Below are 13,474 nucleotides of genomic sequence, written 5' to 3'. Positions count from 1 at the left end.
TGCCCACCAAGGCATCGGCCCACGACGGGACAAGACGATCAGATTAGTGGTTATCGCGAGGGATGCCCTTTGTCTGGGCGATCCGCTGATACTTCACCGCCGGCTCCAGCACCGCGCCTGTTTCCATCTGCCCGACATAGGAGCGCTGAATTTCCTGCCACGGCGTCTGGCTTTCCGGATAGACATAGCCGCCGGCCGCCACCAGTTCCGCGCGCCGCTTGGCGATTTCCTCGTCGCTGATCAGGATGTTGGCGGTTCCCTTTTTCAGGTCGATACGCACCTGATCGCCCGTCTGCAGGATCGCAAGCCCGCCACCTGCGGCCGCCTCCGGCGAGGCATTGAGGATCGAGGGTGAGCCTGATGTGCCCGACTGGCGGCCATCGCCGACGCAGGGGAGAGATGAGATGCCCTGTTTCAACAGGTAATCCGGCGCGCGCATGTTCACAACTTCGGCAGCACCAGGATAGCCGATCGGGCCGGCGCCGCGCATGAAGAGAATGGTCGCGGCGTCGATGGCAAGCGACGGATCGTCGATGCGGTGATGATAATCCTCCGGCCCGTCGAACACGACGGCGCGGCCAATGAAGGCTTCCGGGTCATTGGGATTGGAGAGGTAGCGGTCGCGGAACTCCGGCGAGATGACGCTGGTCTTCATGATCGCAGAGGAGAAGAGGTTACCCTTCAGCACGCGGAAGCCGGCGTGCTCCTTGAGCGGCCGGTCGAAAGGCCGGATGACCTTTTCGTCTTCGATCATCGAGGCCGTGTAGTTCTCGCCGACCGTCTTGCCGTTGACCGTCATCGCGTTGGTATCGAGGTGGCCGTGCTTGATCAACTCGCCCATGACGGCGGGGACGCCGCCGGCGTGGTAGTAATCCTCGCCGAGATATTCGCCGGCCGGCTGGAGGTTAACGAGCAGCGGGATTTCCTCGCCATGAGTCTGCCAGTCGTCGACCGAGAGTTCGACGCCGACATGACGGGCAAGGGCGTTCAGGTGGATCGGCGCGTTGGTCGAGCCGCCGATCGCGGAGTTGACCTTGATCGCGTTGATGAAGGCTTCCCTGGTTAGGATGTCGGATGGCTTCAAATCCTCGCGTACCATCTCGACGATGCGCAGGCCGGTCTCGTAGGAGATCTCCTGGCGATCGCGGTAGGGCGCGGGGATGGCGGCTGCACCCGGCAGCTGCATGCCAAGCGCTTCGGCAAGCGAGTTCATCGTGGTCGCCGTGCCCATCGTGTTGCAATAGCCGGTCGAGGGTGCTGAGGAGGCGACGAGCTTGACGAAGCCCTGGTAGTCGATCTCGCCGCGCGCCATCATCTCGCGCGCCTTCCAGACGATCGTGCCCGAGCCTGTGCGCTCGCCGCGGAACCAGCCATTCAACATCGGGCCGACGGACAACGCGATCGCAGGGATGTTCACGGTTGCCGCGGCCATGAGACAGGCCGGCGTGGTCTTGTCGCAGCCGATCGTCAGGACGACGCCATCGAGCGGATAGCCGTAGAGCACCTCGACAAGGCCGAGATAGGAGAGATTGCGGTCTAGGCCGGCGGTCGGGCGCTTGCCGGTTTCCTGGATCGGGTGGACCGGGAACTCGATGGCGATGCCACCTGCATCGCGGATGCCCTCGCGAACGCGCTTGGCAAGCTCGATATGGTGACGGTTGCAAGGAGACAGGTCCGAGCCCGTCTGTGCGATGCCGATGATCGGCCGGCCTGATTGCAGTTCCTCCTGGCTGAGCCCGAAGTTCATGTAGCGCTCGAGGTAGAGTGCCGTCATATCTGGATTGGCCAGATTGTCGAACCAGGCCCTGGAGCGAAGCTGCGGCGCCCCGGTCTTCTCGTCAATTGCAGTGTCACTGGATGAGGCGGGTGTTTTCTCGACCACGATCATTTTCCTTGGTTTTGCTGCGGTATTGTCATGCGGTTAGCCGATCGGTACCTCCAAGTATCATCGGCAACATGGCGGATTGTCGGCGCGCGAAACGGACTGAGGTCATTCCGGCAACGTTTACGACGTTGCCTCCTCAGGCCGGAACGTATTGCGAGATGAAGCGCGAGTCGCGACGGAAATCGGAAGGCGACATGCCTGCGATATGGCGGAAGGATTTGTTGAAGGCGCTGATCGAGCCAAAGCCGCTATCCATTGCCACCTGCAGCACATTCGCCTCTTCGTTCATCAGCATCGCCTGCGCGCGCGACAGCCTGAGCAGGTTGACGTATTTGCTGAGCGTCATGCCCGTCGTCTTCTTGAAGAGGTTCATGGCGTATTTCGGATGCAGGTCCGCCGCCCGCGCAATATCGACCGAATCGATCTCGTGCAGAAAGTTCAAGGCGATGAAATCACACATGCGCGCGACGCTGCGCGACGATTGCGGATAGGCCTGCTCGACATCATCAGTCGCTGAAAGCCCGTTGGGCGCCAGCATCGAATAGGGCTCGAGCACGATGCGTTCGATGCGCAGAAGCATCTCCTCCACGGCGTGCTGCGCCTTGGCGGCATCGCCGGATTTCGCATAGGCCACCCAGCGCGGAAAGTTCTCGACGTCGGCGGCATCGGTGGCGGAGGTGAAGAGAATCTCGCCCTTCATAAGCCGGCTCGAAATGTTGATCGGCACGCGCATCCGGAAGAAATAGACCAGCGGCAGATGCCCGCCGGCATAGATCGAATCATCGCTGCTCTCGTCCATCTGGTGCGGCTGCCCGCCCCAAAACAGGCACATGTCTCCAGCCTTCATGCTGATGTCGTGGCCGTTCATGCGGTAGTGCACCTCACCACGCATGATGTAGTTCAGCTCCACCTGCACATGCCAATGCGGCATGAGCATTGGCGGCGGATGGTTGTGAAACATCTGGAGTGCCGTCGGCAATCCCTCGATGCTGCTCGCTCCCGGCTGATAGACAGCCCTCTGTTCAATCTTACTTTCCGCCAAATCCATATTCCCTTTTTAGGAGACAGCGGCTCCCTTGCGGTTAGTGTAGTCACGTTCGCTAAGGGACGGCAATTGAAAAGGGAGGATTTTCAATGCGCTTCAAACTTATCGGTGCAACCGCTGCTGTTGCACTTCTTGCATCCGGCTCCGCATTCGCGCAGTCGGCCAATCTCACCATCTGGAGCTGGAACGTCGCCGCATCGGCGCTGAAGTCCACGCTCGAGGGCTTCAACAAGCTCCACCCAGATATCAAGGTAACCGTGGAAGATCTTGGAAACCAACAGGTTTTCGACAAGATGCTGGCAGCATGTGCTGCCGGCGGCGAGGGTCTTCCTGACATCGTGACCGTCGAAAACTTCGAGGCCGAAATCTTCTGGAATCGCTTCCCGGATTGCTTCGCCAACTTGAAGGACCTCGGCTATACGGCTGAAATTCAAGCGAAATTCCCTGAATTCAAGCGCACCGAGCTTGAAGTGGGCGATGTCGCCTACGCAATGCCCTGGGATTCCGGTCCGGTCGCCGTCTTCTATCGTCGTGACTTCTATGAGAAGGCCGGCGTCGATCCGGCATCGATCAAGACCTGGGACGATTTCATTGCCGCCGGCAAGAAGATCTCGGCCGCCAATCCAGGCGTCGTCATGGCCCAGGCCGACTTCAACGGCGACAGCGAATGGTTCCGCATGATCTCCAACGAGCAGGGCTGCGGCTACTTCTCGACCGATGGCCAGAACATCACCATCAACCAGCCCGCCTGCGTCGCCACCCTTGAGAAGGTCAAGGAGATGAAGGACGCCGGTACGCTGACGGCTGCCATCTGGGACGAAAAAATCCAGGCCAACACCGCCGGCAAGGCTGCCAGCCAGATGTATGGCGGCTGGTACGAAGGCACCGTGCGATCGGGTTCGCCCGATCTGTCGGGCAAGTGGGGCGTCTACATGATGCCGAGCCTGACGCCGGATGGGCCGCATGCTGCCAACCTCGGCGGTTCGTCGCTGGCGATTGCCGCCAACTCGGCCAACAAGGAAGCCGCCTGGACCTATGTCGATTATGCGCTCGGCACCAATGAAGGCCAGGTCGCGATGCTGAAGTCCTTCGGTCTTGTTCCCTCGCTGCTTACGGCGGTGCAGGATCCGTTCGTCAACGAGGCGCAGCCCTATTGGGGCGGCCAGAAGGTCTGGGCCGATATTCTCTCGACCCTGCCCAAGATCAAGCCGAGCCGTGGCACGCAGTTCCAGACGGATGCTGACGCGATCTACAAGGCAACGCAGACCAAGTACTTCGCCGGCGGCTATCCCGATGCAAAGGCGGCACTCGATGACGCCGCCAAGCAGATCGAGACCGCCACCGGTCTTCCCATTGCGGAATGAGTGACGATGCCGGGCATCCTTTGGGTGCCCGGCTTCCATCTCTCGCTTCGACTTTGAGGAGAATGAAATGCCGATCCGCAATCGGAGCGCATACTTTTTTCTTGCGCCCTATCTGCTCGTCTTCGCCACTTTCTGGCTATGGCCCATCATCAGCTCGTTTCTGATCTCGTTTCAGAATACGCGCGTAAATCCCTGGAAATTTAGCGCTTCCGTCAATTGGGGACGCCTGATCGGCGATCCCGCTTTCTACAATGCGCTCTACAACACGCTGATCATTCTGGTGATCCAAGTGCCCGTCATGATCGCGCTTGCGACACTGATGGCCGTCCTGTTGAACTCGCCGCTTCTGAAGGCGCGCCCGCTCTATCGCTTTGCCTTCTTCGCGCCCGTCGTCGTCGGTGAGGTGGCCTATGCCGCCGTGTTCCGGCTGATGTTCAGCATCGATTTCGGCATCGTCAACAAGCTAATCACCTCGGTCGGCCTGTCTCCCGTTTCCTGGTTCGACAACGCCAATGCCGCGATGGCACTCGTCATCATTGCTGTTACCTGGCGCTGGGCGGGCTACAACGCCATCATCCTGCTCGCCGGTCTGCAATCGATCCCTGACGATGTCTACGAGGCGGCAACCCTCGACAAGGTGTCGAAGACCAAGCAGTTCATTCATATCACCCTGCCGCTCCTGAAGCCGATCATCCTGTTCTGCGTCATCCTGTCGGTTATCGGCACGATGCAGCTCTTCGCCGAACCCTTCCTGATCACCAATCGCGGTGGTCCCGGCGGCGGCACCGAGACGCTTGGCCTGCTGCTCTATCGCCAAGGCTTCCTGTCGCTGAACTTCGGCTACGCGTCGGCGATCGCCTACACCATGGCCATCCTCGCCATCACCATCTCGCTGCTCAATCTGTGGGTCGGGAGGGAACAGAAATGAAGTCCAAGTCCCAATCCAAGATGCTGCAGACCGTGCTGCTGCATGTCGTGCTGACGCCGCTTGCCATCGTCTGGCTGTTTCCGATCTGGATGATGTTTGTCTTCTCGACCATGCCCGATTACGGCATCTTCAGCCCTGACATCGTGCTTTGGCCGTCGACGAACTTCGTCGAGAACTTCAAGAACCTGCAGGCTGATACCGATTTCGTCCGTGCCATGTTCATCTCGGTGGTGGTCGCCTCGGTCTATACCTTCCTGTCGGTGCTCTTGACGTCGATGGCCGGCTGGGCGCTTGCGCGCTATCGCTTCGTCGGAAAGTCGATGGTCGTTGCCATCATTCTTGGCACCATCACGCTCCCGTTCGCCGTCGTCGTCATCCCGCAGTTCATCATGGTGGCGCGCGAGTTCAAGCTCGCCAACACCTGGGTGGCGTTGATTGTCCCGCCGCTGTTCAACTCGCTTGGCGTGCTGTTCATGCGCCAGGCCTTCTCGATGATGCCGGCCGAACTCTTCGATGCCGCGCGTGTCGAAGGGGTCAAGGAGCGGCAGATCTTCCTGCGGATCGCTTTGCCGCTAGCACGCCCGACGATGGCGGCTCTCGCCATCATCCTCTTCCTGGCGTCGTGGAACAACTACCTCTGGCCGCTGCTCATCAATTCCAAGCCTGGAATGATGACCGCGCCGGTGGCGCTCGGATCGCTGATCGGTCTCACCAAGGTTTCATGGGGCGGCATCATGGCCGGTGCCATGCTGCTCACCGCGCCGATCCTCGTGGTCTTCGTGTTCCTGCAACGTCACTTCATCGCCGGCATTTCGGCCGGCGCAGTCAAATAGTCGGGGAACGCCTGATGTCTGAACTTTCTTTGAAAAATGTGGTCAAGCGCTTCGGCGCGCTCGAGATCATCCATGGTGCCGATCTCGACGTAAAGGATGGCGAGTTCGTCGTCTTCGTCGGCCCGTCGGGCTGCGGCAAGTCCACGCTGCTGCGCATGATCGCCGGGCTGGAGGATATCTCCGGCGGCGAGATCAACATCGGCGGCAAGGTTGTCAACGATGTCGAGCCAGCTGACCGCGGCATCGCCATGGTCTTCCAGTCCTATGCGCTCTATCCGCACATGACGGTCGAGGAGAATCTGAGCTTTGGCCTGCGCATGAACGGCAATCCCAAGGCGGATACCGAAAAGCGTGTGAAGCATGCCGCCAACATCCTGCAGATCAACGAGCTGATGCAGCGGCGCCCAAAACAGCTCTCAGGTGGCCAGCGCCAGCGCGTCGCGATCGGCCGCGCCATCGTGCGCGAACCTGAGGTCTTCCTGTTCGACGAGCCGCTGTCCAACCTCGATGCGGAGCTGCGCGTGCAGATGCGTGTCGAGATCTCGCGACTGCACAAGCAGCTCGGCACCACGATGATCTACGTCACCCACGATCAGACAGAAGCGATGACGCTCGCCGACAAGATCGTTGTGCTCCGGTCCGGCAACATCGAACAGGTGGGCGCGCCGCTCGATCTCTACGACGATCCGGCCAACCAGTTCGTCGCCGGCTTCGTCGGATCGCCGAAGATGAACTTCCTGAAGGCCAAAGTGATCGAGACGGGGGGCGGAACGGCCACCGTCGCCATCGCCGGCGAGCCGAACTTTCGCCTGACGCTGCCGGTCACTTCGGCGGTCGAGAAGGGCGCTGACGTCACTATTGGCATCCGGCCGGAGCATTTCAGCGATGCCGGGCAGGGCGACACGGATCTGACCGTCTCCATCGATGTCGCCGAGCACCTCGGCAACACCAGCTACATCTACGCCACCACGAAAGGCGGCGAGCAGATGATCATCGAGCGCCCGGAATCACGCACAGCCGCCGAGCGAGACACGCTGACGGTCGGGCTGACGGCAAAACGCGTCTTCCTGTTCGACAGCGCGGGCAAACGCCTGCGCTAAGACAATTCCATCCCAAGACTTGCAACTGACTGACATGAAAGAAGAGGACTTTCCCATGAGCTCAGATCAACCGATCCGCTGGGGTATCATCGGCCCGGGCACGATTGCGCGCACCTTCGCAGATGGCATCGCCCATTCGCGCACCGGCAAGCTCGTCGCTATCGCCACCCGCAACCCCGAAAAGCCGGGTCTTGCCGAAAACTTCCCCGGCGCCCGCATCGTCAAGGGTTATGACGCTCTGCTTAGCGACAGCGAGATCGATGCGGTCTACATCGCCGTGCCGCACACCGGCCATGCTGAATGGGCGATCAAGGCGATCCGGGCAGGCAAGCATGTGCTCGTCGAAAAGCCGATCGCGCTTACCGCCTACGATGCCGATGCCATCTATCATGAAGCCAAGAAGGCTGGCGTTTTCGCGGGCGAGGCCTTCATGTACCGCGTCCATCCGCAGACGGCCAAGATCGTAGAACTGGTGAAATCCGGCGCCATCGGTGCGCTGCGCATTATCCGAACCAGCTTCGGCTTCAACATGGGTACGTTCCGCCCCGAACACCGCCTGTTTGCAAACGAGACGGCCGGCGGCGGCATTCTGGATGTCGGCGGCTATCCGGTCTCCATGGCGCGGCTGATCGCGGGCGCTGCCGAAGGCAAGCCGTTCCTGGAGCCGGAGAAGGTCGCGGGTGTCGGCCATCTCGGCCAGTCTGGCGTCGACGAGTGGGCGTCCGCCGTGCTGCAGTTTCCAGGCGGCGTCATCGCCGAGGTCTCGTGCTCGATCATGGCGAACCAGGACAACACGCTGCGCATCATTGGCTCGGAGGGCCGCATCGAGGTCAAGGACTTCTGGTTTGCTTCGGGCCACAAGGGCGGCGTCGGCAAGATCGAGCTCTTCAAGGGCAACGAGCAGCAGACGATCGAGGTCAACGAGGACCGCTGGCTCTATTCGTTCGAAGTCGATGCGGCAGGCGATGCCATCCGCGCCGGCCAGCAGGAATTCACCTCTCCGGGCATGGGCTGGGCCGATTCCGTCGGCAATCTGCGCGTGCTCGACCAGTGGCGCGCCTCGATCGGCCTGGAATACAGCGTCGAGAAGGCGGCAAAGCGGGTGAACAATCTTGCCGGCGACAAGGTCGCGCTCGGTAACAGCATTCCCAAGCGCGCTATCCCCGGCATCTCCAAGCCCGCCTCAGTCGTTACCCTCGGTTTTGAGTTCTTCCCGAACTTCGCCGCCGCCTCGCTTACGCTCGATGCCTTCTATGAAGCCGGCGGCAACGTCTTCGACACCGCCTTCGTCTATGGCGGCGGAAAGACCGAGAGCATTTTCGGCGACTGGCACACCAGCCGCAATGTCAATCGCGAGGAGATCGTGCTGATCGGCAAGGGCGCGCATTCGCCACTCGTCTATCCCGATGTCATCGCCAAGCAGCTCGACCAGTCGCTTAACCGTTTGAAGACAGACTACGTCGACATCTACTTCATGCACCGCGACAACACCGACGTTCCGGTCGGCGAGTTTGTCGATGCCATGGACGCCGAGGTCAAGCGTGGCCGCATCCGCGGCATCTTCGGCGGCTCCAACTGGACCCGCGAGCGCATGGACGAGGCGGCGTCCTACGCGGCCAAGAACGGCAAGCTGGCGCCGGCAGCGCTGTCGAATAACTACTCGCTCGCCGAAATGCTCGATCCGATCTGGGCCGGTTGCGTGACGTCGTCGACCGACGAATGGAAGACCTGGCTCAATGAGCGGCAGGTGCCGAACTTTGCATGGTCCAGCCAGGGCCGTGGCTTCTTCACAGACCGTGCCGGTCGCGACAAGCATGACGACGAGGAAATCGTTCGTTGCTGGTATTCCGACCGCAACTTTGTACGCCGCGACCGTGCAATCGAGCTCGCGGCCAAGCTTGGCCGCAGCCCAATCCACATCGCGCTCGCCTATGTCATCGCGCAGCCGTTCCCGGTCATTCCGTTGATCGGACCACGCACGATCGCCGAGCTGGAAGACAGCCTCTCGGCGCTTGATATCAAGCTGACACCGGAACAGGTGAAGTGGCTCGAGGCATAATCGATCGTCTTTCAAGATGATGTGAGAAAGCGGGAATTCGGGCTCCGGATTCCCACTTTTTTTCTGGCGTTCGCCGCCATTCGACCTATATCGGTGTCAACGCTCCGACGAAGGGTTGGAGCAGCGCCCGGACGGGCGCAATTCGCGCGATCGGCCGCCCGGCGACCCCGCGCTCAGGCATGAACGATACAGGAGCATCCCATGAAATCGCTCTTTTCAATCGCAGCGCCCCTGGCGCTCGTGACGCAGCTGGCGTTGATGCCGATAGCCTCGGCCCAGGAGCCGGTCGTCGGTGTTTGGAAGACGCAGGTCGGAACGACGGCGACGATCGCGGAATGCGGCAATGGCTACTGCATCACCATGAAGACCGGCGATCATGCCGGCCAGAAGATCGGCTCGTTTACCGGCGAGAACGGCAATTTCACCGGCACGATCATCGAGCCCGACAGCAAGAAGACGTTTGACGGGGTTCTGACCGTCTCCGGCGACACCGTGAAAATGCGCGGCTGCACCATGAAGGTCATCTGCCGCTCGCTGATCTGGACGCGCCTCTAGGACTAGCGCCGCAGCCCCTCGATGACGGCCTGATATTCGTGCGCAAGCGAGATTGCCGCTTTTGCAACCACGGGGTTGATCGAATTCCGGTCAATCGCCTTTGAGCATGTCTCGAACAGTCCGCGCAGCTCGCATTCGATCTCGGACAGTTCGGGATACTGCTTCACAAGCACCTGCGGAAGCAGTTTTGCTTTCGTTTTCATGGATTTGGAACTGATCCATATATTCGGCGACGCAATCGTCGCGTTCAAGATGGCGGTTTCAAGCTGTCCGGTGGCACTCACGATGTCAGTGACCAAAGCCGTCATTCTTCCCTCCAAGCAAAGGAAACCCGAAGAAGACGATGCATATCTCGTGCCAAGCGCAATTTTTCGGTCAGGCGGCGCCGGCCGCATGAAATCCTCTGGGACGGACCCGCCCGCAGGCCATCGAAATTTACCATCAGGATAGATTGGCAGGTCCAGGCCGCGATTTTGGCCTCTATCCATTAGACAATTCGCAAATACTTTTTTACGTTGTGATTCTGGGCAGAGGGGACAAGTCCATTATCAATCGTTGGCGCCTATTTCGTCATCACAAGACCGGCTACGGCGAGCATATCGTCGGGGCGCACTCCCTCCGCGGCCTCCAAAATCCGCTAGCACTCCTGCTTTGCACCGCCGCCCTTCTGGCGCCTGCCAATTTGCAGGCACAAGAGCGCGTGCCTTATGATGTTGCGCCAGGCACCACGGTCTCGGGCGGTGCAGGGGGCGCGGGCGGAGCGGCGAGTGGTTCGCCGGGATCCACTGGCGGCGCAGGCGGTGGGGGCGGCCCCGGTTTCCTCGCAAACGTTCCGACCGCGATCACAATCGGCGCAGGCGCGACAGTTACAGGTGGTGCCGGCGGAGCCGGCGGATCTGGTGGTGCATTCGGCACGGCAGGGGCGGCTGGTGCGGGCGGTGTCGGCATTATCGGCAGGGACCTTTCGATCATCAATGGTGGCGCGATCAACGGCGGATTGAGCGGTGATGGCACCGCGCGTGCGGACGGGTTGCAGACAGGCGGCTCGACTTTCCTCGGATTTTCGACCGGCGCGACGCTTCTTGGCGGTATTCTGATTTCAGATGGCGAACTGAGTGTCGCAGCAAGCAACACGACCATAGCAGGCGCGATCAGGGGCGGCGGCGCGCTTGCCCTGCAAAGCGGCCTGCTGACCCTTGGGGGTGCCAACAGCTACGCAGGAGATACGACCATCAGCCCCGCCGCTACCTTGCAGGCGGGCGCCGATAATGTGTTGTCCCCAGTGAGCGGGTTTATCGTCAACGGTAGTCTGGACCTCTTAGGACATGTAGCGACAGTCGGCTCGCTCTCGGGTGCCGGAAGCGTGGGCACTTCGGGCGGTGCAGCGACACTGACCATCGATACGGCAGCGTGGCGACAAGTCGCGTTTCTTGGCAGCTTCTCTGCGGGTCCGCTCGGGATCGTCAAGACGGGCGCCGGCACGCAGGTTTTTTCGGGAACGGCATCCTACACCGGCTCGACCATCATCAATGGCGGTACCTTGGCCATCAACGGCATGGACCTGTCGAGCTCGAGCTCGCTCACGGTGAATTCCAGCGGCACGATCGCCGGCTATGACAGCACCTTGCCGTCGACGACTGTAAACTCAGGCGGGTTTATCTCCCCTGGTAGCACCGGCCACGATATCGGCCTTCTGTCTATCGCAGGCAACCTGCTGCTGGCGCCTGGCTCGACCTACCGCGCGGACATCGGCTTTATCGGCCCTATCGGCACGAGCGATCTTCTTGACGTCACTGGCGTGGCCACTATCGGCGGCTCCTCCCTCGACCTCGTCGGGTCCTTCTTTCGTCCGGACCGCTACACGCTGATCACGGCGACCGGCGGCATCAGCGGCTTCTTCGCCAATACGCCACAGCAGCTCCCGCTGGCCGACCTCGCCTTCGCCTACGATGCCTCCAGCGGCTATCTCGACGTTACCTATAACGGCCAGCCCATCACATCCGTCATTGCAGCGCGAACCTTCGCACGCATTGGCACTGGAACCGGCGTGCAGTCATTGGGCTCGGGCAATGAGGTTTTCGATGCGATCGTGGGGCAAGTCTCTACGACTGCCATCGACGCTGCCCTCGATCAGCTCTCGGGTCAGAGTTACGCATCCATCCGCTCATCGATGATTGACGACAGCCGCTTCATCAGGGACACTATCAACGATCGTCTGTATGCAACCGCACAGACGGGTGAGAGCGAAGGATCTGCGAGCGGCTTCTGGGTTCAAGGCGTTGGCTCTTGGGCCAACCGTGACGCAACCTCGGAGGCCTCCGGTCTCGACCGCTCCATTGGAGGTTTCTTCCTCGGCGGCGATGGTCAGATGAGCGACACCGTCAGGATCGGCCTCTCCGGCGGCTACAGCAGATCGGCTTTCGACGATGATGGTCGCGGTGCCCGCGCCAACAGTGACGACTGGTATATCGCAGCCTACGCGGGGGCGGACCTCGGCAGGGTCAGGGTGAGAGGCGGCCTTGCCTACGCCTGGCACGACGTCGATACGACACGCAATGTTGTCTTCCCCGGCTTCAACGAAAGGCTCTCAGGCAATTACAATGCTGCAACCGCTCAGCTGTTCGGCGAGGCCGGATACGAGATTGAGCTTGGTCAGGCAACACTCGAACCTTTCGCCGGCGCCGCCTACGTCAATGTGCGCTCCAACGACTTCACCGAAAGCGGTGGGGATGCGGCGCTTCAGGTCGGCGATGGCAACGACAATGTCGGGCTCACCACCTTGGGGCTGCGAACAACCTCGGCCTTTTCCCTTGAGAATGTGACGGTGGAAGCGAGGGGAATGATTGGTTGGCGCTATGCGTTCGGCGATCTCGCGCCGGTCGAGGTTGTCGCCTTTTCCGGCGGTTCGGCCTTCGGTGTGAGCGGGCTCGCCGCGACCAGGAATGCCGCGCTCGTCGAACTTGGATTTGATGCCCTTGTCTCGGACAATATGAGGTTTGGGCTGTCCTATAATGCAGCCTTGTCCCGGGACGTCGTCGATCAGGCTGTGAATGCGCGGCTGTTGGTGACGTTCTGACGAACTCCATCCCGAACGTTCAGCGAATTCGACTTCCCCGTCTGGCGCGCAATAAAACGGCCCTTCAAGGACAGGATTGCCCGCGTTTGGAATTTTTACTCGGGCATCGGCCGATCAACGCGCCGAGAAAAGGCAGCGACCACATCAAAATTGGCGCTTCTGATGGATGTTAGTCAGGCGGTCGGAGCTGTGTCTTTGGCAGAAGGCGAGGGGCTGCGACTATCAACAAACACAGCCTCTCTAATCTCCATCTCGGTATCTCATCCCCGTGACGCTTCAAAGCTAGCGTGAATTCGTGAACAGAATGTTATCCAACGCGCAGCTAAAGCCGGATAGGCCTCGGGCCTCGCGCAGCGGCTTGGCCGAACGTGTTACCGCGCCAGGCATCAACTCATTGGAGACTGGATTGTCCGGCGATGCTGGTCTTCAGGTCGAGAGGGGCACCCAACGGGACATATTTGCTCAGCTTGGAGTGCCGGATTACAGATGGCTGGGTCATCGATCATTCAAGGCGCGTGGATGGCGGTCACCGCCATATGTCGACCTTGGTTTCAATGGACAGGAGCGATCCGCCCGTCTGGGCGACTGGCGGCCACAACAGTCAGCCCGGTTTCTGCAGGCGGCCAAAT

General features: G+C 60.7%; 10 protein-coding genes. 7 read left to right on the top strand and 3 right to left on the bottom strand.

Features of this window, described 5'->3' with window-relative positions:
- Positions 1-43 precede the first annotated feature (43 nt).
- Together QTL96_RS08165 and QTL96_RS08160 are read right to left on the bottom strand one after the other, a co-directional pair.
- The gene (locus QTL96_RS08165; RefSeq protein ID WP_289727360.1) at positions 44-1,888 is read right to left on the bottom strand and encodes an IlvD/Edd family dehydratase; all 1,845 of its coding nucleotides are present in this window, start codon (positions 1,886-1,888) and stop codon (positions 44-46) included.
- Positions 1,889-2,021: 133 nt separating this feature from the next.
- The gene (locus tag QTL96_RS08160; protein ID WP_113197951.1) at positions 2,022-2,933 is read right to left on the bottom strand and encodes a helix-turn-helix domain-containing protein; all 912 of its coding nucleotides are present in this window, start codon (positions 2,931-2,933) and stop codon (positions 2,022-2,024) included.
- A gap of 86 nt (positions 2,934-3,019) precedes the next feature.
- Here QTL96_RS08160 and QTL96_RS08155 point away from each other — a divergent pair, with 86 nt between their 5' ends.
- The 6 genes from QTL96_RS08155 to QTL96_RS08130 all read left to right on the top strand — a co-directional run bounded on the left by QTL96_RS08155 (position 3,020) and on the right by QTL96_RS08130 (position 9,769).
- On the top strand, positions 3,020-4,294 hold the full coding sequence (locus tag QTL96_RS08155) for an ABC transporter substrate-binding protein (protein WP_112819054.1): 1,275 nt from the start codon (positions 3,020-3,022) through the stop codon (positions 4,292-4,294).
- A gap of 67 nt (positions 4,295-4,361) precedes the next feature.
- Positions 4,362-5,222 carry a sugar ABC transporter permease gene (locus tag QTL96_RS08150; RefSeq protein WP_018901637.1) on the top strand — a complete coding sequence of 287 codons (861 nt, stop codon included), beginning with the start codon at positions 4,362-4,364 and terminating at the stop codon, positions 5,220-5,222.
- On the top strand, positions 5,219-6,055 hold the full coding sequence (locus QTL96_RS08145) for a carbohydrate ABC transporter permease (protein WP_018901638.1): 837 nt from the start codon (positions 5,219-5,221) through the stop codon (positions 6,053-6,055). The genes QTL96_RS08150 and QTL96_RS08145 overlap by 4 nt, the downstream gene beginning before the upstream one ends.
- 14 nt (positions 6,056-6,069) lie before the next feature.
- Positions 6,070-7,155, top strand: a complete 1,086-nt coding sequence (gene ugpC / locus QTL96_RS08140) for a sn-glycerol-3-phosphate ABC transporter ATP-binding protein UgpC (RefSeq protein WP_289727359.1) — start codon at positions 6,070-6,072, stop codon at positions 7,153-7,155.
- Between the two features lie 55 nt (positions 7,156-7,210).
- On the top strand, positions 7,211-9,214 hold the full coding sequence (locus tag QTL96_RS08135; RefSeq protein WP_289727358.1) for an aldo/keto reductase: 2,004 nt from the start codon (positions 7,211-7,213) through the stop codon (positions 9,212-9,214).
- A gap of 258 nt (positions 9,215-9,472) precedes the next feature.
- Complete coding sequence (locus QTL96_RS08130; RefSeq protein ID WP_289727423.1) at positions 9,473-9,769, top strand: DUF2147 domain-containing protein; 297 nt, start codon at positions 9,473-9,475, stop codon at positions 9,767-9,769.
- Positions 9,770-9,771: 2 nt separating this feature from the next.
- Here QTL96_RS08130 and QTL96_RS08125 read toward each other — a convergent pair whose 3' ends face one another.
- The gene (locus QTL96_RS08125) at positions 9,772-10,077 is read right to left on the bottom strand and encodes a hypothetical protein (RefSeq protein ID WP_289727357.1); all 306 of its coding nucleotides are present in this window, start codon (positions 10,075-10,077) and stop codon (positions 9,772-9,774) included.
- 392 nt (positions 10,078-10,469) lie between these two features.
- Here QTL96_RS08125 and QTL96_RS08120 point away from each other — a divergent pair, with 392 nt between their 5' ends.
- Positions 10,470-12,845, top strand: a complete 2,376-nt coding sequence (locus QTL96_RS08120; RefSeq protein ID WP_289727356.1) for an autotransporter domain-containing protein — start codon at positions 10,470-10,472, stop codon at positions 12,843-12,845.
- Positions 12,846-13,474 lie beyond the last annotated feature (629 nt).

This window comes from Rhizobium sp. S163 (assembly GCF_030380805.1).
GTDB lineage: Bacteria > Pseudomonadota > Alphaproteobacteria > Rhizobiales > Rhizobiaceae > Rhizobium.
This window is presented reverse-complemented; position numbering and strand designations above follow the sequence as displayed.